18 protein-coding genes are annotated in these 18,663 nt (G+C 64.2%); 10 read left to right on the top strand and 8 right to left on the bottom strand.

Translation table 11 applies throughout. From position 1 onward, the window contains the following. Window positions 1-51 precede the first annotated feature (51 nt). The 3 genes from GYB81_RS21700 (at window position 52) to GYB81_RS21690 (ending at window position 1,652) form a co-directional block, all read left to right on the top strand. Window positions 52-396, top strand: coding sequence for a pentapeptide repeat-containing protein (locus GYB81_RS21700; protein ID WP_024309381.1), 345 nt, complete (start codon window positions 52-54; stop codon window positions 394-396). Window positions 397-479: 83 nt separating this feature from the next. After that, the gene (locus GYB81_RS21695) at window positions 480-752 is read left to right on the top strand and encodes a TfoX/Sxy family protein (RefSeq protein WP_024309382.1); all 273 of its coding nucleotides are present in this window, start codon (window positions 480-482) and stop codon (window positions 750-752) included. Window positions 753-857: 105 nt separating this feature from the next. Then, window positions 858-1,652 carry a cyclic nucleotide-binding domain-containing protein gene (locus GYB81_RS21690; protein WP_161867158.1) on the top strand — a complete coding sequence of 265 codons (795 nt, stop codon included), beginning with the start codon at window positions 858-860 and terminating at the stop codon, window positions 1,650-1,652. Between the two features lie 460 nt (window positions 1,653-2,112). On the opposite strand, the gene GYB81_RS21685 is transcribed toward GYB81_RS21690, so the two are convergent. The 6 genes from GYB81_RS21685 to GYB81_RS21660 form a co-directional block, all read right to left on the bottom strand. Continuing rightward, window positions 2,113-2,520, bottom strand: a complete 408-nt coding sequence (locus GYB81_RS21685) for a nuclear transport factor 2 family protein (protein WP_161867159.1) — start codon at window positions 2,518-2,520, stop codon at window positions 2,113-2,115. Window positions 2,521-2,581: 61 nt separating this feature from the next. Next, on the bottom strand, window positions 2,582-3,466 hold the full coding sequence (locus GYB81_RS21680) for a ChaN family lipoprotein (RefSeq protein WP_161867160.1): 885 nt from the start codon (window positions 3,464-3,466) through the stop codon (window positions 2,582-2,584). A 15-nt stretch (window positions 3,467-3,481) separates the two neighbouring features. Further along, window positions 3,482-4,249, bottom strand: a complete 768-nt coding sequence (locus tag GYB81_RS21675; RefSeq protein WP_161867161.1) for a heme ABC transporter ATP-binding protein — start codon at window positions 4,247-4,249, stop codon at window positions 3,482-3,484. Then, window positions 4,249-5,235, bottom strand: a complete 987-nt coding sequence (locus tag GYB81_RS21670) for a FecCD family ABC transporter permease (protein WP_161867330.1) — start codon at window positions 5,233-5,235, stop codon at window positions 4,249-4,251. Before GYB81_RS21670 ends, GYB81_RS21675 begins: the two co-directional genes overlap by 1 nt. A gap of 50 nt (window positions 5,236-5,285) precedes the next feature. Then, window positions 5,286-6,185, bottom strand: coding sequence for a heme/hemin ABC transporter substrate-binding protein (locus GYB81_RS21665; RefSeq protein WP_161867162.1), 900 nt, complete (start codon window positions 6,183-6,185; stop codon window positions 5,286-5,288). 17 nt (window positions 6,186-6,202) lie between these two features. After that, complete coding sequence (locus tag GYB81_RS21660; protein ID WP_161867163.1) at window positions 6,203-7,267, bottom strand: hemin-degrading factor; 1,065 nt, start codon at window positions 7,265-7,267, stop codon at window positions 6,203-6,205. A 191-nt stretch (window positions 7,268-7,458) separates the two neighbouring features. Here GYB81_RS21660 and GYB81_RS21655 point away from each other — a divergent pair, with 191 nt between their 5' ends. Beyond that, the gene (locus GYB81_RS21655; RefSeq protein ID WP_161867164.1) at window positions 7,459-9,669 is read left to right on the top strand and encodes a TonB-dependent hemoglobin/transferrin/lactoferrin family receptor; all 2,211 of its coding nucleotides are present in this window, start codon (window positions 7,459-7,461) and stop codon (window positions 9,667-9,669) included. 72 nt (window positions 9,670-9,741) lie between these two features. Continuing rightward, window positions 9,742-10,071 carry a Rieske (2Fe-2S) protein gene (locus GYB81_RS21650; RefSeq protein WP_161867165.1) on the top strand — a complete coding sequence of 110 codons (330 nt, stop codon included), beginning with the start codon at window positions 9,742-9,744 and terminating at the stop codon, window positions 10,069-10,071. A gap of 112 nt (window positions 10,072-10,183) precedes the next feature. On the opposite strand, the gene sfsA is transcribed toward GYB81_RS21650, so the two are convergent. After that, window positions 10,184-10,891, bottom strand: coding sequence for a DNA/RNA nuclease SfsA (sfsA, locus tag GYB81_RS21645; protein WP_161867166.1), 708 nt, complete (start codon window positions 10,889-10,891; stop codon window positions 10,184-10,186). After that, entirely contained in the window at window positions 10,881-12,062 is a 1,182-nt protein-coding gene (locus GYB81_RS21640; RefSeq protein WP_161867167.1) for a pyridoxal phosphate-dependent aminotransferase, read from the bottom strand. Before GYB81_RS21640 ends, sfsA begins: the two co-directional genes overlap by 11 nt. 258 nt (window positions 12,063-12,320) lie before the next feature. Here GYB81_RS21640 and dksA point away from each other — a divergent pair, with 258 nt between their 5' ends. From dksA to GYB81_RS21615, 5 genes are all read left to right on the top strand, one after another. Beyond that, complete coding sequence (dksA, locus tag GYB81_RS21635; protein WP_013716970.1) at window positions 12,321-12,767, top strand: RNA polymerase-binding protein DksA; 447 nt, start codon at window positions 12,321-12,323, stop codon at window positions 12,765-12,767. 50 nt (window positions 12,768-12,817) lie between these two features. Beyond that, window positions 12,818-13,702 carry a tRNA glutamyl-Q(34) synthetase GluQRS gene (gene gluQRS / locus GYB81_RS21630; protein WP_161867168.1) on the top strand — a complete coding sequence of 295 codons (885 nt, stop codon included), beginning with the start codon at window positions 12,818-12,820 and terminating at the stop codon, window positions 13,700-13,702. Window positions 13,703-13,838: 136 nt separating this feature from the next. Further along, the gene (locus GYB81_RS21625) at window positions 13,839-14,015 is read left to right on the top strand and encodes a hypothetical protein (protein WP_003244646.1); all 177 of its coding nucleotides are present in this window, start codon (window positions 13,839-13,841) and stop codon (window positions 14,013-14,015) included. Continuing rightward, window positions 13,999-16,953 carry a sensor histidine kinase gene (locus tag GYB81_RS21620; RefSeq protein ID WP_090435368.1) on the top strand — a complete coding sequence of 985 codons (2,955 nt, stop codon included), beginning with the start codon at window positions 13,999-14,001 and terminating at the stop codon, window positions 16,951-16,953. Before GYB81_RS21625 ends, GYB81_RS21620 begins: the two co-directional genes overlap by 17 nt. Before the next feature lie 53 nt (window positions 16,954-17,006). Continuing rightward, window positions 17,007-18,434 carry a sigma-54-dependent transcriptional regulator gene (locus GYB81_RS21615; protein ID WP_161867169.1) on the top strand — a complete coding sequence of 476 codons (1,428 nt, stop codon included), beginning with the start codon at window positions 17,007-17,009 and terminating at the stop codon, window positions 18,432-18,434. Window positions 18,435-18,663: the final 229 nt, after the last annotated feature.

Raw genomic sequence — 18,663 nt, 5'->3', positions numbered from 1 at the left:
AACCCCGACAGGGCTTCTATACTGCCGGTGAAACCATCACCGGTATCTGCCATGAGCCAGCCGCGCCAGCTTGATCATCCGCTCTACCACCTCCTGCACAACGACGACGTGAAAGGCTTCAACGCACAGAAGCCCAAGGGTGTCGAGGTCGATCTTTCCGGCGGCGATTTCCGTGGGCTAGACCTGCGCAACATGGACACCGACGCCGTCAATTTCACTGACGCCTATTTTCGCGGAGCCGACCTTCGCGGCCTGGACTTTCGCAACGCCCAGATCGAAGGCGCCAGCCTGGCCCATGCACAGATTTCCGGCGCCTATTTTCCTGTCGAGCTGACCGCGGACGAGATTCTCATGTCGGTGAATTTCGGCACTCGCCTACGCTATCGCACCAAGTAACGTAGCCCCCCCCTACACGAGCATTCAGGCAATTGGCCACTGGCAAGCCAACGTGAATCTTCCCCCACACGCATGGAGGCCCGATGAACGACGAACTGCAACATCTGAAGAACCTCGGCAAGACTTCGGCGCAATGGCTGCACGCCGTTGGCATCCACAGCGCCAACGATCTGCGTCGCTACGGCGCCGTTGGCGCCTATCGGGCGGTCAGAGCACGCGGTTTTCGCGCTTCCAAAGTCCTGCTATATGCCATCGAGGGCGCATTGCTCAATGTGCACTGGAGTGAGCTGCCCCCCGCGCACAAGGCAGAATTGAACGGCCAACTGGACGCAGCGCAGGCCCACAACAAGAGCTAGCTCACAAGACCAACGCAAGGTGATTTACTCGCAGGGCCGCGCAGCCTATTGTTTCAGGGACCTTCGTGCGGTCAGCCAGCCCAGCCAGTTCAAGGAATTACGGTTATGTATTTACTCGGGGAGCAACCGGCCTACGCCGATCAGTTGATCAACCGCCTGCAGAGCATCCCCACTCAACTGCTGGAAGGGCTGCAACCCGCGGGTGAGCCGCTGCGCCTCGAGCGTGTCGATGACCTGGCTCAGGTGTTGCCTGGCAACCAGCTGTTCATCATCGAGAATGGACTGCTGCATGCGCTGGTCGACGAACGTCCGCTTTTCTATCTGCAGGAAGGCGATCTGGTGGGCCTGCGCCAGGGCATCGACCTGCCGTCCTGCCGCTACAGCAGCGAAGAGCCCATCAGCCTGGTTCCCTACTCGCGCAGTGAAGTGTTCCAGCATATCTACGCCAGCGAGCAGCGCCAGGAACAGTTCATTCAGTATCTGATCGGGCATACCGCTCTGCTTTCCGATGCACTGGCACGCCTGAAGCAGCCGGAAATCCGCCCGGCAACCGGCTTCCAGCATTTCGCTGCCGGCGAGGAGCTGATTCATCAGGGTGACGAGGCCGATCACGTTTTCATCATCATCGAGGGTCACGCCGAGGCTTACGTCGACGGTCAGAAAGTCGGTGACGTGCAGAAGGACGAGATCTTCGGCGCCATGGCCGTTTTCACTCGTGAGAAGCGCAGCGCCACGGTGGTTGCCAGCGAACCCTGCACGGTCATGGTGATTCCCAAGGAGCAGTTCCTAAGCCTGATGCAAAGCAATCCACGTATCGCGCACAGCCTGATCGAGAGCATGGCCCGACGCATCGACCTGCTGAACAAGGAAGTCACCCAACTGCGCCAGCCGGAATCCTGAATCGCTGTGCTGCATCTACGAACCCCGGCAAGTGCCGGGGTTTTGCATTCCGAGGCCGACATTCTTTGAGAAAAGTTCTCGATAGCCGTTGACACGAAAATGAGAATAGTTATTATTACATCAACTGGTCGCGAGATCAGCCGATAAGCTAAAGAGACCATTTTCAGTCGGGCTCTTCAGATTATCTCCTCATCAGGCTAATCACGGTTATTAACCCGGCTCTTGCCGGGTTTTTTTTTGCCTGTCGATCCGGGCAACTCCATGAGAAAAATTCTCAAAAAGGTGTTGACCGTGAAATGAGAATTGTTATTATTACATCAACTGATCGCGAGATCGGCCGATAAGCTAAAGAGACCATTTCAGTCGGACTCTTCAGATTATCTCCTCATCAGGCTAATCACGGTTATTAACCCGGCTCTCGCCGGGTTTTTTTGCCTGCCTGAAAGCACGCCTCGCCACTTCAGTCGTCTATCTGCGCCAACCAGTCCGGTAGATTGAAATGCAGACTGATACGTGAGATCAGCCCCTGCCGGATTTCGAAGAAGGCCCCGACGCGCATCTCGTAACGCTGCCCACAGGCCTCCGGCAGACCCTCGTCCGTCGCCAGGTACTCGCCTGTGACGCGGTATTCGCAAGCCGCGTGCTGCCCCTGTGGCTCGACCAGAATCGCCAGTGGTTCGAGCGTTTCGCGATAGCAGTGCTGTTGTCGCTCAAGGAAGGCTGCGAAAGCGTCGCGCCCATGCTCGGCGAAACCTTGATTGGGCTCCACGATCAGCTCGTCACTAACCAGCGACAGGCAGGCGCGGATATCCCGATCATTGAGGGCGTTGAAATAGCGTTGCAGCAGGTCGCGAACGTCGATGGTCATGGCGCAGGTTCCACATCGGCAAAATGCCGAGGATACCCTGCAGCCCGCAGGCGAAAGGCGGCTAGGGTCGCAGTTTGGCGCAGTGATCCTGCGCCGGTTGCGCAGCGGTGAACCAGACGTAGTCGGCCATCGATGCGTCCATCTCACGGCCGACCTCGGCCAATATCAGTATCGTGTTGCCCGTCGGCGCGCCGAGGTCAGCGAGGTGCAGCGGCACACCAAGATCCTTGCGTGCGTGAAACGCGCCAGCCAGCAACATGGCTGGTTGCGGCGCCGCCAATAGCGCCTCGGCCATACGTCGGTCACGCTGCTGTTGTACGGCGAGCATCGCCGGCAACTGGCTGTCCGGCAGCAGGCCGCAATGCGACTCGCGGATATCCTGTAGCAGGCGCGCCTGCACGCCGGCGGCACTGGAGCGCTCACCTTCCAGGGCTGGGCGCTGGCGATAGATCTGCATGATCTCGGTACGATCCAGGTTCGCCGCGAGCAAGGGATAAGGCTGGCGCAGCTGACGCAGTACCAGCGGCCCATAAAGCGACCAGTCCCAACCGGGCTGCCAGGCCAGGGCGCCGAACGGATCATCGGGTGACCGCCCCTCACGTGCCGCCGCCTGAGCCTGATCGACCTTGGGTTGCTGATCCGGATTGATCATCTCCATCAGCACACTACCCTGCGGCCGCTGCCTGGCCAGCTCGCGCAACAACCAGAGCTGCAGCGCATGATGATCGGGGTTGTCGTGCTGCTCGCCGACCAGCACCCGCTCGGCCCGTGCCAAACGCCCGAGCAGTTGCTCCGGGCTGATCGTGCGTCCGCTGGCCAGCTCGACGATGCGGCCCAGATCGGCGTGCTCACGTCCTTCCGGGGCGAGCGGTGCCGGTGGCGGCAAAGCCTCCCGAGTGTGGCAGGCGACCAGCAGCATCAGACAACTCAGCAGTACGGCTCGCATCGAGGGCTCCAACATTCAGCGCGCGACGATCAGTGGATGGCCGCGTTCGGGATGAGTCTGCACCAGGACTTCCAGGCCGAACACGGCTTGCAGCGGCTCGGCACGCAATACCTCGGCAGGTGTACCCAGCGCATGCGCCCTGCCCTGATCCAGCAACAGCAGGCGATCACAGTAGCGTGCGGCCAGGTTGAGGTCATGAAGAATCACCAGCACGGCAGCGCCGGATTCGGCCAGGCGGCGAACCGCCTGCAGGCAGGTATGCTGATGCAGCGGATCGAGCATCGAAGTCGGTTCATCGAGCAGCAGAATCTGCCCTTCACCGCCTGGCCATAGCTGCGCCAGCACCCGCGCCAGGTGCACGCGTTGGCGCTCACCGCCAGACAGGGCCAGGTAGCTGCGCCCCGCCAGGTGAGCGGCATCGGCCGCATGCAGCGCCTCCTTGATGATCTGCGCATCGCGCACGCGTCCGCTGTCATGCGGCAGCCGCCCCATGGCGACCACCTCTTCAACGCGGAAGGCGAAATTCAGGCTCGAGCTCTGCGGCAGCACGGCCAGGCGCTTGGCCCGCTCCGGCCCGGACCAGGCATCGAGCGCACGCTGATCCAGCGTCACCTGCCCGGCAATGGCCGGCAGCTCGCCGGTCATCGCCGCCAGCAAGGTACTCTTGCCCGCACCGTTGGGCCCCAACACGCCGAGCACCTCACCGGGGCGCAGTTGCAGGTCGATACCGCTGAGCACCACCTGCTGCCCGCGGCGAATTTCCAGCCGTTCGACCCGCAGCATCAGCTCCGCCCCCGCATCAGCAGATAGAGAAAGAAAGGCGCGCCGATCAGCGCCGTGACGATACCGATCGGCAACTCGGCAGGTGCCAGCGCCAGACGTGCAACCAGATCGGCCAGCAGCAGCAGGCTTGCACCGGCCAGTGCGGAGGCCGGCAACAACAGACGATGATCGGGGCCGACCAGCAAACGCATCAGATGCGGCACCACCAGGCCGATGAAACCGATCAGGCCGGCGGCGGCCACCGCAGCACCTACACCCAGCGCCGTGCAGAACACCAGCTCGCGCTTGAGTCGCTCGATATCGAAACCGAGGTGGCGTGCTTCCGACTCGCCGAGCAACAGCGCGTTCAGCGCCCGTGCCCGTCGCGGCAACCACAGCGCCACGGCCAGCGTGGCCAGCAGCAGCGGCCACAGCCGCGCATAGCTGGCACCGTTGAGACTGCCCAGGTTCCAGAACGTCAGGGTGCGCAACGTCGCATCGTCAGCCAGGTAGGTGAACAGACCAATGGCCGCACCGGCCAGTGCGGTCAGCGCGATGCCGGCCAGCAGCATGGTCGCCACGTTGGTCTGCCCGTCGCGCCGGCCCAGACGGTAGACCAGCGCCGTCACCAGCAAGCCGCCAACGAAGGCGCAGGCTGACAGCAGATAAGGCGCGAAAGCTTCCGGTAACCCGCCGAAGGCGGCACCGCCGACGATGGCCACCGCTGCGCCCAGCGCGGCGCCGCTGGAAACGCCAACCAGACCGGGATCGGCCAGCGGATTGCGAAACAGCCCCTGCATTGCCACACCGCACAGGGCCAGCACCATACCCACAGCTAGCCCGAGCAGGGTACGCGGCATGCGTATCTGCGACAGGATCAGCTCGGCCTGCTGAACCGATGCATCCGCCTCGAAGGGCAGACCCAGCAGGCGCAGGGCCGCACGCAAGGTATCGCCCAGCGGCAGACTCACCGGCCCGAGCGCCAGGGAAAGCCACAACACGAGCACGAGCAGCAGGCCCAGTGCGATGAACAATGGGCGCGTCGAAAAAGGTGAGGTCATGGCTCGCGCTTAGCTTCGGCAGTCAGGGGTTGGCTGGCAGGATAAAAGCCTGCGGCGAGCATCGCCAGTCCATCCGGTACGCGCGGCCCAAGGCCGCCGACCAGCAGGGTCGGGTCCAGCGCCAGCAAACGTCCCTCGCGCGCCGCGCGGGTACCGGCCAGGGCCGGGTTCTGCTGCAGCAGGGCCTGCCTCGCGGCATCGCCTTCCAGGGCGCGATCAGCGACCACCACCACTTGCGGATCGAGAGCCAGCAGCGCCTCACTGGACAGCGCCTTGTAGCCGTCATGACTGGCCAGGTTGCGCCCACCGGCACGACTGATCAGCCAGTCCGCCGCCGTATCGACGCCGCCCACCAGCGGGCTGCCGCCGGCGTGTCCGAGCAGTAGTAACACGCCGGGCGCTTCCTGGCTGCGTCGGGCTTGCTCGACCCATTGCTGCTGGGTCTGCAAGCGCGCCTGGTAATCGGCAAAGGCGCGTTGCCCCGCTGCCTCATCACCGAGCAACTGCCCCAGGCGCTGCAGGTTGGCCTGCAGACTGTCCAGCTCGGCCCGTGCCGTCAGGCGCTCGATGCGCACCCCAGCCGCCGCCAACTGTTCGAGCACCGGCGGCGGGCCCATCTCCTCGCTGCCGAGCAGCAGGTCCGGGCGCAGCGCGAGAATGCCCTCGGCCGCCAGCTGACGCTGATATCCAACGCTGGGCAGCCTGGTCAGCGAAGCTGGATGACGGCTGGTGGTATCGACACCCACCAGCTTGCTTTCACCGCCCAGCACCACCACCCACTCGCTCAGGGCTCCGCCGGAGCTTACCCAGCGCTGCGGTAACGGCTCGGCGGCCAGTACCAGATTGGGAAACAGCAGGACGGCCGCCAGACCGCCCAGGATATTGGCAAGACGCATGGTCTGGACTCCTCTGCTCAGGCCAGCACGGGTAGCGACTCGGCCAACTCGCGCCAGTCATCGCGCTCTGCCATACCGGGCTTGCGCGCGCCGAACAGCTGGATCACCAGTTCGCCGCCTGCGTCGAAGGCCTCCAGACTGGTGATCACGCCATCGACACTGGGTTTGCGCACACGCCACAGCTCCACCACGCCGCGGGTCTGCAGGTGCAGGTTGAAGTCGGGATCGAGCACGTTGAACCAGCTGTCCATCCAGCGCAGGTTGTTCACCGGGCCGGTGTGAATCTGGATGCAGTGGCGGTTGCCGACGAACACCATGATCGGCACTTCGCGGGCAGCGGCCTGCTCCATCAGCACCGTCAGCTCGGAGGTCGCCAACGGCTGCGCCCACTGCTCGCCGGCCAGACGCAGCGCCTGGGTGCGGGCAACCTCATGCTTCTTCAGCAGGGCAAAAAAGTGATGGGTGTCCTGCAATTTCGCCCAGCCATCGCGCAGCGCCTGGCTGTCGATCTCGGCGTCGGCCTTGCGCTCTGGTGCTACGGGCGATGGCAGCAATTGCAGCTCGGCGCTCTGCTCGCCGGCGAAACGCTCGATCAGTGGCTGCCAGGCGCTCAGCTCACTGCGCTCGGTCAGGTAGACCTTGTGCACGGCAACGCCTTGCTGGTCGAACACCTGGATGCTGCGCTGGGTGCCCTTGGCGGTTTCCTCGGCGACGGCGAACACGCTGGCCCAGCCACCGAGAAACAGACGCAGATCGATATCGGCAGACACCACCAGGCCCATCTGCCCGGAGGCGGCAACGCTCACTTCGCGGTACAGCCCCTTGCGCTCATGAACGCAGTGCTCGTTGCGGGTCAGCACCATTACGTGCCCCAGGCTACCAAGAGCCGGCAGCAGCTCGGCCCAGTCCGGGCGCAGGCGCTGTGCATCGATGCTCAGGCGACTGGCAGTCAGTTCAGCCTCGCTGACGCCCAACTGCGCCGCTGCTTCGCGGGCACGCAAGCGGGGCTGCTCATGACGCAGTGTCTGCCAGGACTGGTAAAGATCGGCAGTCGGCGCGGCCAGAGTGTTTGCGCTACTCATCGGGATTCCTCTCTCACGGGCGGTTACCACCACCGTCGCCGACGCGAGCGCGTACCGGCACGGCAGTGCAATTTAGAAGAACGATAATCTACCTGAGAATTATTTGCATCAGTTAAATAATCTGGTTAACGTCTTGCGCCGTCGCCAACCAGGCAGTCGCAGAACTGCCAAGCATGCAATGGAGTAGCACCATGCTCGTTCGCCCGCCCTACGCTCGCCGCCCCTGGCTTGCGCTGCTGTTGCTGTGTCCTTCCCTGGCCCTGGCCGCTACCCCGGCCGAACTGCCCGACATCGAAATCACTGCCGCAGCAGCCAAGCAGCCGTTGCCGACCACCACCCAGACCGATGCACAAACGCTGGAACGCCGTCAGATCCGCAGCTTCGATGACCTGTCACGGCGCGCCGAGCCCGGGGTGAACTTCAACCGCAGCAACAACAGCATCAACATCCGCGGCCTGGACCGCGACCGCGTGCTGACCACCATCGACGGCATCCGCATGCCCTGGCTGAACGACACCGTGCGCGAAGTGAACGGCGGCCTGGACAGCATCGACTTCCAGAGCCTGTCCGCAATCGACGTGGTGCGCGGCGCCAACTCCAGCCAGGTTGGCTCCGGCGCCCTGGGCGGAGCGCTGCAACTGCGTACGCTGAGCCCGGATGACCTGCTAGGCGACAAGGACGAGTTCGCCGGCCTGATCAAGAACGACTACGACAGCGCCGACCGCAGCTGGGGGCTCAATGCCGCTCTGGCCGGGCGTTTTCAGGATACTTCCTGGTTGCTGCAGGCAGGCGGACGCAAGGGCCACGAGCTCGACACTCAGGGCAATCGCGATGTACTGGGCACCCTGCGTACCGAGGCCAACCCCAGCGATACCGATCAGCACAGCCTGCTGCTGAAGGTCCAGCAAAAGCTCGGTGGCGGGCACCGAGTCGGTGTGACCGCCGAACTGTTCGAACGCACCGAGGACATGGATAGCCGCATCAACCAGGGTTCTGCCAACTACCCTCGGCACTACGACACACGCGAGAACAACCAGCGCAAGCGCCTGTCCTTCGATCACCAGTACCGCGCCGATAACGCGGGCAGCCTGCTCGACTGGGCCGACACCATCGTTTACTGGCAGAAGCTGCACCGCGAGGATGAGGTAGAGGCGACCCGCGCCGGAACGCTGGCCGGCCCCTTCGGCCGCAGCAACGAGATCGAGAAGACCCAGTACGGTGTCACCAGTAGCCTGGGCAAACAGCTGGGCCAGCACAATCTGACCCTGGGCGCGGAGTGGAGCCGCATCGAGGCCGAGCAGTACAGCAGCGGCTACGATGCCTGCCCCAGCGTGCTGGTACCGCCCTTCCCGCCGCGCCCGGACAGCACACCGGCCGGCATCTACTTTGCCTGCGTCAACCTGCACACCAATCAGGCCGAGATGCCGAAAACGCCGGGCAATCTGTATGGCCTCTATCTGAAAGACGACATCGCCCTCAGCGATACCCTGACCCTGACGCCGGGCGTGCGCTACGACCGTTACGAATACAAGCCCAGCAGCGGCACCAGTGGTTACGTGCTGGCCGGCGACAGCGTAATGCTCACCGAGAACAGGGACTCCAACTGGGCCGGCAGCCTGCTGCTGACCTGGCAGGCGCATGAGCTGGCTACGCTGTACGCGCAATGGGCACAGGGGTTCAAGGCCCCGGACGTCAACGAGCTGTACAGCACCTTCACCAACTCCGGCATGGGCTACGCGCGAGTCGGCAACCCCAACCTCAAGCCCGAGAAAAGCACCGGCTACGAGGTCGGCGCGCGCCTGGGCGACAGCCATCTGGGCGGCTCCGTCAGCCTGTTCGACAACCGTTACAGAAACTTCATCGACAGCATCACCGCCAATGAAGCGGACTACGGCTTCCAGCCCGGCGAATTCCCAACCTTCTTCGAGGTAATGGAGAACCGCGACAAGGTGCGCATCTACGGAGCCGAAGGCACCGCACACTGGCAGTTCGCGCCCTCCTGGCAGGCCTGGACCTCGGTCGCCTGGGCCGTCGGCAAGGACCGCGAGACCAAGCAGCACCTGAACTCGGTCGCCCCGCTGACCGGCACCCTCGGCCTCAGCTACACCCAGCAACGCTACGGCGCGGACCTGATGCTGACCGCCGCGCGCCGCCGCGACAAGGTCGAGAACGATGGCGACTTCCAGGCCCCCGGCTACGGCGTGGTCGACCTCACCGGCTACTGGCAACCGGCAGCGCTGGACGGCGTGAGGCTGCAGGCCGGCCTGTTCAACCTGTTCGACAAGAAGTACTGGAACGCCCTCAACGTGCCCAGCGCTGGCGGCCGCACCACACCGCAACCGGTCGACTACTACAGCGAACCCGGGCGCAGCTTCCGCGTATCGGCTTCCTGGCAGTTCTGAGTTCCACTTGGCGCAAGGATGCGCCCTCCTGCTTCCTGCGGGATAATCGCGCCATCTGAAACGGAGACCGCGATGATCCGCCTATGCGCCCCGAGTGAGCTGGCCGAAGGCCAAAGCCTGGGCTTTGTGATCGACCAATTGAACCTGCTGGTCGTACGCCGCGACGGCCAGGTCCACGCTTACCTCAACCGCTGCCCGCACCGCGGCATCGCCCTGGAATGGCAAAAGGATCGCTTCCTTGACGACAGCGGCAGCCTGATCCGCTGCGCCACCCACGGCGCGCTGTTTCTCATCGAGAGCGGCGAATGCGTGGCGGGGCCTTGCGAGGGGCAGTCGCTGCAGGCACTGGAATGTAGGGAAGACGCGCACGGGGTCTGGATCGAAGGCGCTGCAGCCAGGTAGCCCGGATGCAATCCGGGGATGGGCGAAAACTGGATTCCCGGATTGCATCCGGGCTACGCCAACATCGCGCCCGCCGTGCTACCGAAACAGAAGCTGGTGCGCGCAGCACGCGCTACGTCAATACCTCCAGCCGGCGAACCAGGGCGATCCCCTCGGGACTCAGCTCGGCGCCGTAGGCCAGCACCTCTACCCCCGCGGCCTTGGCATCACGCAACCCCGCCGCGTATGCCGGATCGATCTCCTCCGCCGCCCGCACGGCGCGAATACCGGAAAGGTTCACGCAATACAGCTGCACCGTGCGCACCCCCGCCCGCGCCAGCGCCGCCAGTTCGCGCAGATGCCTGGCGCCGCGCTGCGTCACCGCATCGGGAAAGGCCGCCACGTCGCTGCCATCGAAGCCCAGCGTCACGCTCTTGACCTCCACATAGGCCGGCCCTTCCGGGTAATCCAGGCGAAAGTCGGCGCGGCTGTTCTCCACCCCGTAAGCCACCTCGCGCCTGAACGCGGTAAAGCCGGCCAGTTCGGTGATCAGCCCGGCGCGCAGCGCCTCCTCTACCAGCGCATTGGCCCGCGCGGTATTGATGCAGGCCAGGCGCCCCTGCGGCGTTTCGCTGATTTCCCAACTGCCCGGCAGCTTGCGTTTGGGGTCGTTGCTGCGGCTGAACCAGACCCGGCAACCTTCGCTCATGCAATTGAGCATCGAGCCGGTGTTGGCGCAGTGGATGGTCATCTGCTCGCCGCTGGCGGTCTCGATATCGGCGAGAAAGCGTTTGTAGCGACGCAGCAGGCGCGCCTCTTCCAGCGGCGGATCAAAACGCATCGGGCTTCCAGCTCTTCAAACCGCGGGCGATACGCTCGACTGCCTGCTGCAGGCGCTCGACATTCTGCGTGTAGGCGAAGCGCACATGGTGCCCGGCCTGGTGACGGCCGAAATCCAGGCCCGGGGTGAAGGCCACATGCTCGGTTTCGATGAAGTGGCGGCAGAAGGCGAAGGCGTCGCCACCGAAGGCGCTGATGTCTGCATATAGATAGAAGGCACCTTCAGGCGTAGCGGCGATACCGAAGCCCAGCTCGCGCAGCGCCGGCAGCAGATAGTCGCGGCGGCGCTGAAACTCGTGGCGGCGCTCTTCGAGGATCGCCAGGGTGGCGGGCTCGAAGCAGGCCAGCGCGGCATGCTGGGCCATGCTCGGTGCGCTGATGTAGAGGTTCTGCGCCAGCTTTTCCAGCTCCGGCACGGCGGCAGCGGGCGCCACCAGCCAACCCAGGCGCCAGCCGGTCATGCCGAAATATTTGGAGAAACTATTGAGGACGAAGGCATCGTCGTCCACTTCCAGCACGCTCGGTGCATCGCAGCCATAAGTCAGGCCATGGTAGATCTCGTCCACCACCAGATGACCGCCACGCTGCTTGAGGCAGGTGGACAGCGCCGCCAGCTCATCCTTGTGCAGCAGCGTTCCAGTCGGATTGGCCGGTGACGCCACCAGCGCACCGACGCTGTCCGAATCCCAATGCCGTTCGATGAGTTGCGGGGTCAGTTGGTAGCGCACGTCCGGGCCGACCGGCACCAGCTGCGCGGCGCCTTCGACCAGGCGCAGGAAGTGCCGGTTGCACGGATAGCCCGGGTCGGCCAGCAACCAGTGCTTGCCCGGGTCGACCAGCAGGCTGGCGGCCAGCAGCAGCGCCCCGGAGCCACCCGGCGTGACCAGGATGCGCTGTGGATCGATGCTCAGGCGGTAACGCTCGGCGTAGAAGCCGGCAATCGCCTCGCGCAGCTGCGGCAGGCCACGCGCTGCGGTGTAGCGCGTGTGTCCGGCGGCCAGCGCGGCCTGGCCGGCACGGATGATCGGCTCGGCAGTGGTGAAGTCCGGCTCGCCGATCTCCAGGTGAATGACATCGTGACCGGCCGCCTGCAGCTCGTTGGCACGCGCCAGCAAGGCCATCACATGGAAGGGTTCGATGGCGCGACTGCGCGCGCTGTAGAGCTGAGCCATGGGTCCGTCTTCAGGGTTGCGAGGCGCGGATTCTAGCAGGGCAGCTTGAGGCCTCGGCAAGGACGCGAAAGCGCCGCTACGCTTGCCAGCCGGAGCCATGCAGATTTCGTTCACAGCCCGGACAAGGCGGAGACAACCGGGAGTAGCGCGCCCCGATTCGATCTGGTAAGTTCGCCGGCTTGCAGTCGCAGGGCCGGACAAACGCCTGGCAATGGAATAACCTGCGCGATGGATTCGAAAGAGTGAGAGGCGTCATCCATGCCCACAAAAGAAAAAGCCAAAAGCACCAGCCAGCTGATTCGTGGTTTCGAGCCTTATCCGGAAAAGAAAGGCGAGGAATACATGAGCGAGCCGATGCGCGCTCACTTCACCAGCATCCTCAATAAGTGGAAGCTGGAGCTGATGCAGGAAGTCGACCGTACCGTGCACCACATGCAGGACGAAGCGGCCAACTTCCCCGATCCGGCCGACCGCGCCAGCCAGGAAGAAGAGTTCAGCCTGGAACTGCGTGCCCGTGATCGCGAGCGCAAGCTGATCAAGAAGATCGACGAGACCCTGCAGCTGATCGAAGACAACGATTACGGCTGGTGCGACTCCTGTGGCGTCGAGATCGGCATTCGCCGCCTCGAAGCCCGCCCGACCGCGACTCTGTGCATCGACTGCAAGACGCTGGCGGAAATCAAGGAAAAGCAGATCGGTTCCTGATCTGATGACGGGGCGCTTAGGCGCCCCGCTCTGTTTCTGGCTCTCGCTTCATGAACACAGCCTACATCGGGCGCTTCGCCCCTACGCCCAGCGGTTACCTGCACTTCGGCTCGCTGGTCGCCGCCCTCGCTTCCTACCTCGATGCCCGCGCCGTCGGCGGCCGCTGGCTGCTGCGCATGGAAGACCTCGACCCGCCGCGGGAAGTGCCTGGCGCCCAGGATGCGATCCTGCGCACCCTGGAGTGCTACGGGTTCGAGTGGGACGGTGAACTGGTACGCCAGAGCGAGCGCCACGCCGAATACGCCGCAGTGATCGCCCGCCTGTTCAGCCAGGGCCTGGCCTACGCCTGCATCTGTTCACGCAAGCAACTGGAAGGCTACGCCGGCATCTATCCGGGCTTTTGCCGCAACGCCTGCCACCCTGACCAGGACGCGGCCATCCGCCTGCGCGTACCGGAGCTGGACTACCACTTCATCGACCGCGTGCAGGGCGAGTTCCGTCAGCACCTGGGCCGTGAAGTGGGCGACTTCGTGATCCGACGGCGTGATGGGTTGTTCGCCTATCAGCTCGCCGTGGTGCTGGACGATGCCTGGCAGGGGGTGACCGACGTGGTGCGCGGCGCCGACCTGCTCGACTCCACCCCTCGCCAGCTTTACCTGCAGGAGCTGCTCGGGCTGCCGCAACCGCGCTACCTGCACGTGCCGCTGATCATCCAGCCGGACGGCCACAAGCTGGGCAAGAGCTACCGTTCGCCACCGCTGCCCGCCGACCAGGCCGGGCCTCTGCTGCTGCGCGCCCTGCGTGCGCTGGGCCAGCAACCACCCGCCGAACTGCAAGGCGCGGCGCCTGCCGAGCTGCTGGCCTGGGGCATCGCCAACTGGGACGCCACGCGCATTCCCCGCAGCCGCACCCTGGCCGAAGCGCAATTGAAGTAGCCGTAGCCCGGATGCACCCCGGGAACGATGGGCTGGCATTCCCGCATTCCCTCCGGCTACGCGAGCCGGTTTCAAGTTTGTGGCTTGCGATGCGCGCCATCCTTTACCATCGCGACATCCTTCGACGAGATGTCACATGTATATCTACCGACTGGTTCTGATCCTGGTAGTGGGGATCTACCTGTTTTCACCGGCCATCATGGACTGGTGGATCGACCCCAATGGCGCCTGGTACCGGCCCTACCTGCTGTGGCTGATCCTGATCGTCGTCACCTTCATTCTTCAGAGCCAACGCGATGCTGACGAGCTTTAGCCTGAGCGAACTGATCCTGATCAGCGCCGGCTATCTGCTGATGCTGTTCGGTGTCGCCTGGGTCAGTGAAAAGGGCCTTATCCCCCGCTGGATCATCCGCCACCCGCTGACCTACACCCTGTCGCTGGGCGTGTACGCCAGCGCCTGGGCCTTCTACGGCACGGTCGGCCTGGCCTACCAGTACGGTTACGGCTTTCTCGCCAGCTATCTCGGGGTTTCCGGGGCCTTTCTGCTGGCCCCCGTGCTGCTCTACCCGATCCTGCGCATCACCCGCACCTACCAGCTGTCATCGCTGGCCGACCTGTTCGCCTTCCGTTTTCGCAGCACCTGGGCCGGCGCACTGACCACCCTGTTCATGCTGATTGGCGTGCTGCCGCTGCTGGCCCTGCAGATCCAGGCGGTGGCCGACTCCATCGGTATCCTCAGCCGCGAGCCGCTGCAGGAGAAGGTCGCGCTGAGCTACTGCGGGCTGATCATCCTGTTCACCATTCTGTTCGGCGCGCGCCATATCGCCACGCGCGAGAAGCACGAGGGCCTGGTGTTCGCCATCGCCTTCGAGTCGCTGGTCAAGCTGGTCGCCCTCGGCGTGATCGGCTGGTACGCGCTGTATCAGGTGTTCGGCGGCCCGCGTGAGCTGGAGCTATGGCTGGTGCAGAACCAGGCGGCACTGGCCACGCTGCATACGCCGCTGCAGGAAGGCCCGTGGCGCACCCTGCTGCTGGTGTTCTTCGCCTCGGCCATCGTCATGCCGCACATGTACCACATGACCTTCACCGAGAACCTCAACCCGCGCGCCATGGTCAGCGCCAGCTGGGGCCTGCCACTGTTCCTGCTGCTGATGAGCCTGGCCGTGCCGCTGATCCTCTGGGCCGGCCTCAAGCTCGGGGCGACCACCAACCCCGAATACTTCACCCTGGGTCTGGGTATCGCGGTCAACAGCGAAACCCTGGCCCTGCTCGCCTATGTCGGCGGGCTGTCCGCCTCCAGCGGCCTGATCATCGTCTCGACCCTGGCGCTGTCCGGCATGGCGCTGAACCACCTGGTGCTGCCGCTCTACCAGCCGCCAGCCGAAGGCAACATCTACCGCTGGCTGAAGTGGACGCGACGCGCGCTGATCGTGGCCATCATCATGGCCGGCTACGGCTTCTACCTGCTGCTCGGCGCCCAGCAGGATCTGGCCAACCTGGGCATCGTCGCCTTCGTCGCCACCTTGCAGTTCCTGCCCGGCGTCCTCTCAGTGCTGTATTGGCAGACGGCCAATCGCCGCGGTTTCCTCGCCGGCCTGCTGGCAGGCATCAGCGTCTGGGCGCTGACCATGCTGCTGCCGCTGCTGGGCAATCTGGAAGGTTTCTACCTACCCCTGTTCAACGTCATCTATGTGCTCGATGACGCCAGCTGGCACCTGGCGGCCATCGCCTCACTGGCGGCCAACGTGCTGATGTTCACCCTGGTGTCGCTGTTCACCGAGGCCAGCCCCGAGGAGAAGAGCGCCGCCGAAGCCTGCGCGGTGGACAACGTGCGCCGTCCGCAACGGCGCGAGCTGGTCGCCGTGTCACCGCAGGACTTTGCCGCACAACTGGCCAAGCCGCTCGGCGCCAAGACTGCGCAGCGCGAAGTGGAACAGGCCCTGCGTGACCTGCACCTGCCCTTCGACGAGAGCCGCCCTTATGCCCTGCGCCGCCTGCGCGACCGCATCGAGGCCAACCTGTCCGGCCTGATGGGGCCGAGCGTGGCGCAGGACATCGTCGAAACCTTCCTGCCCTACAAGTCCGGCACCGAAGGCTATGTCACCGAGGACATCCACTTCATCGAAAGCCGCCTGGAGGATTACCAGTCGCGCCTCACCGGCCTGGCCGCCGAGCTCGACGCCCTGCGTCGCTATCACCGCCAGACCTTGCAGGAGCTGCCCATGGGCGTGTGCTCGCTGGCCAAGGATCAGGAAATCCTGATGTGGAACCGGGCCATGGAGGAACTCACCGACATCCCTGCCCAGCGCATCGTCGGTTCGCGCCTGAGCACCCTGGCCGAACCCTGGCAGAGCCTGCTGCAGGACTTCATCGAACGCCCGGACCAGCACCTGCACAAACAGCATCTGGCGCTCGACGGGCAGATTCGCTGGCTGAATCTGCACAAGGCAGCCATCAACGAACCGCTGGCGCCCGGTAACAGTGGCCTGGTGCTGCTGGTCGAGGATCAGACCGAAACCCAGATGCTCGAAGACAAGCTGGTGCACTCCGAACGCCTGGCCAGCATCGGCCGCCTCGCCGCCGGGGTCGCCCACGAGATCGGCAACCCGATCACCGGCATCGCCTGCCTGGCGCAAAACCTGCGCGAGGAACGCGAAAACGACGGCGAACTGACCGAAATCAGCGGGCAGATCCTGGAACAGACCAAGCGCGTATCACGCATCGTCCAGTCGCTGATGAGCTTCGCCCACTCCGGCAGCCACCAGCGCAGCGACGAGCCGGTGTGCCTGGCCGACGTGGCGCAGGACGCCATCGGCCTGCTGTCGCTGAACAAACGCAACTTCGATATCCAGTTCTACAACCTCTGCGATCCGCAGCACTGGGCCTGCGGCGACCCGCAGCGCCTGGCCCAGGTACTGATCAACCTGCTGTCCAACGCCCGTGACGCCTCGCCGCCCGGCGGCGCCATCCGCGTGCGCAGCGAGGCCAGCGAGCATACCGTCGACCTGATCGTCGAGGACGAAGGCAGCGGCATTCCCAAGGCGATCATCGACCGTCTGTTCGAACCCTTCTTCACCACCAAGGATCCCGGCGAAGGGACCGGTCTGGGCCTCGCGCTGGTCTATTCGATCGTGGAAGAGCATTATGGACAAATAACAATCGACAGCCCGGCCGACCCCGAGCGCCAACTGGGCACTCGCATTCGGGTCACCCTGCCAAGGCATGTCGAGGCGACGTCCGTAGCGATGTAAACAGCGATATAGGGTGCCAACGGCACCACCGTGACCGTCGAGAGATCGAATTAATGCCACATATTCTTATCGTCGAAGACGAAACCATTATCCGCTCTGCCTTGCGCCGCCTGCTCGAACGCAATCAGTACCAGGTCAGCGAAGCCGGCTCGGTGCAGGAAGCCCAGGAGCGCTACAGCATCCCCACCTTCGACCTGATCGTTAGCGACCTGCGCCTGCCTGGCGCGCCGGGTACCGAGCTGATCAAGCTGGCCGAAGGCACGCCGGTGCTGATCATGACCAGCTACGCCAGCCTGCGCTCGGCGGTGGACTCGATGAAAATGGGTGCGGTGGACTACATCGCCAAGCCCTTCGACCATGACGAGATGCTGCAGGCCGTTGCCCGCATCCTGCGTGATCGCCAGGAAGTGAAGAGCGCGCCGACGCCGACGGCCGCCAGCAATGCACGTAACACTACCGAGAAGGCTGCGGACAACGCCAACGGCGAGATCGGCATCATCGGCTCCTGCGCTGCCATGCAGGAGCTCTACAGCAAGATTCGCAAGGTCGCCCCCACCGATTCCAACGTTCTGGTGCAGGGCGAGTCCGGCACCGGCAAGGAGCTGGTCGCGCGCGCCCTGCACAATCTGTCCAGGCGCGCCAAGGCGCCGCTGATCTCGGTGAACTGCGCGGCCATTCCAGAGACGCTGATCGAGTCCGAACTGTTCGGCCACGAGAAAGGCGCCTTCACCGGCGCCAGCGCCGGGCGCGCCGGCCTGGTGGAAGCGGCCGACGGCGGCACGCTGTTCCTCGACGAAATCGGCGAACTGCCGCTGGAAGCTCAGGCGCGACTGCTGCGCGTGCTGCAGGAAGGAGAGATTCGCCGGGTCGGCTCGGTGCAATCGCAGAAGGTGGATGTCCGCCTGATCGCCGCGACCCACCGCGATCTGAAGACGCTGGCCAAGACCGGTCAGTTCCGCGAAGACCTCTACTACCGCCTGCACGTCATCGCCCTGAAACTGCCGGCGTTGCGCGAGCGCGGTAACGACGTGATCGAGATCGCCCAGGCCTTTCTGGTCCGCCAGTACACGCGCATGGGCCGCGAACCGCTGCGCTTCGCCCATGATGCCGAGCAGGCGATACGCCATTACTCCTGGCCGGGTAACGTACGCGAACTGGAAAACGCCATCGAGCGCGCGGTGATTCTCTGCGAGGGGACGGAAATTTCCGCCGACCTGCTGGGTATCGACATTGAGCTGGACGATCTGGACGAGGAGGATTTCGGCCTACCGTCCGCCGGGCAAAACGCTGGCAACAGCCATGAGCCTACCGAAGACCTGTCGCTGGAAGACTACTTCCAGCACTTCGTCCTCGAGCACCAGGACCACATGACGGAAACCGAGCTGGCCCGCAAACTGGGCATCAGCCGCAAATGCCTGTGGGAACGTCGTCAGCGCCTGGGCATTCCGCGGCGCAAATCCGGCGTGACGAGCGGCCCTTGACGTTACGGCGTCGGTGACAGCCTGCCCGAGCATGGGCTCCACAGGTTGTTACCGTTTCAATATCTCGTAACAAAGGCCGGGTCTAACGGTAACGAAAACCCGGCTTTTTTCTACCCACCCGGACACCCCAGATAGCCTCAAGCCCTTGATTTACAAGGAATCGTAAAAACTGGCACGGCATCTGCTTTATCTCTGGCACAACAACAATAACAAGCAATGCCCTACACAA

Origin of the sequence: Pseudomonas yangonensis, assembly GCF_009932725.1 — a bacterium.
In the GTDB taxonomy this organism is placed as follows: Bacteria; Pseudomonadota; Gammaproteobacteria; order Pseudomonadales; family Pseudomonadaceae; genus Aquipseudomonas; species Aquipseudomonas yangonensis.
Note: the sequence above shows the minus strand (reverse complement) of the source record. Positions and strands in the feature narration are given on the sequence as shown.

What these genes read in the sequence shown, in the direction of transcription:
- GYB81_RS21700 (WP_024309381.1), top strand. Translation starts at nt 52, where the DNA reads ATGAGCCAGCCGCGCCAGCTTGATCATCCGCTCTACCACCTCCTGCAC.
- GYB81_RS21695 (WP_024309382.1), top strand. Translation starts at nt 480, where the DNA reads ATGAACGACGAACTGCAACATCTGAAGAACCTCGGCAAGACTTCGGCG.
- GYB81_RS21690 (WP_161867158.1), top strand. Translation starts at nt 858, where the DNA reads ATGTATTTACTCGGGGAGCAACCGGCCTACGCCGATCAGTTGATCAAC.
- GYB81_RS21685 (WP_161867159.1), bottom strand. Translation starts at nt 2,520, where the DNA reads ATGACCATCGACGTTCGCGACCTGCTGCAACGCTATTTCAACGCCCTC.
- GYB81_RS21680 (WP_161867160.1), bottom strand. Translation starts at nt 3,466, where the DNA reads ATGCGAGCCGTACTGCTGAGTTGTCTGATGCTGCTGGTCGCCTGCCAC.
- GYB81_RS21675 (WP_161867161.1), bottom strand. Translation starts at nt 4,249, where the DNA reads ATGCTGCGGGTCGAACGGCTGGAAATTCGCCGCGGGCAGCAGGTGGTG.
- GYB81_RS21665 (WP_161867162.1), bottom strand. Translation starts at nt 6,185, where the DNA reads ATGCGTCTTGCCAATATCCTGGGCGGTCTGGCGGCCGTCCTGCTGTTT.
- GYB81_RS21660 (WP_161867163.1), bottom strand. Translation starts at nt 7,267, where the DNA reads ATGAGTAGCGCAAACACTCTGGCCGCGCCGACTGCCGATCTTTACCAG.
- GYB81_RS21655 (WP_161867164.1), top strand. Translation starts at nt 7,459, where the DNA reads ATGCTCGTTCGCCCGCCCTACGCTCGCCGCCCCTGGCTTGCGCTGCTG.
- GYB81_RS21650 (WP_161867165.1), top strand. Translation starts at nt 9,742, where the DNA reads ATGATCCGCCTATGCGCCCCGAGTGAGCTGGCCGAAGGCCAAAGCCTG.
- sfsA (WP_161867166.1), bottom strand. Translation starts at nt 10,891, where the DNA reads ATGCGTTTTGATCCGCCGCTGGAAGAGGCGCGCCTGCTGCGTCGCTAC.
- GYB81_RS21640 (WP_161867167.1), bottom strand. Translation starts at nt 12,062, where the DNA reads ATGGCTCAGCTCTACAGCGCGCGCAGTCGCGCCATCGAACCCTTCCAT.
- dksA (WP_013716970.1), top strand. Translation starts at nt 12,321, where the DNA reads ATGCCCACAAAAGAAAAAGCCAAAAGCACCAGCCAGCTGATTCGTGGT.
- gluQRS (WP_161867168.1), top strand. Translation starts at nt 12,818, where the DNA reads ATGAACACAGCCTACATCGGGCGCTTCGCCCCTACGCCCAGCGGTTAC.
- GYB81_RS21625 (WP_003244646.1), top strand. Translation starts at nt 13,839, where the DNA reads ATGTATATCTACCGACTGGTTCTGATCCTGGTAGTGGGGATCTACCTG.
- GYB81_RS21620 (WP_090435368.1), top strand. Translation starts at nt 13,999, where the DNA reads ATGCTGACGAGCTTTAGCCTGAGCGAACTGATCCTGATCAGCGCCGGC.
- GYB81_RS21615 (WP_161867169.1), top strand. Translation starts at nt 17,007, where the DNA reads ATGCCACATATTCTTATCGTCGAAGACGAAACCATTATCCGCTCTGCC.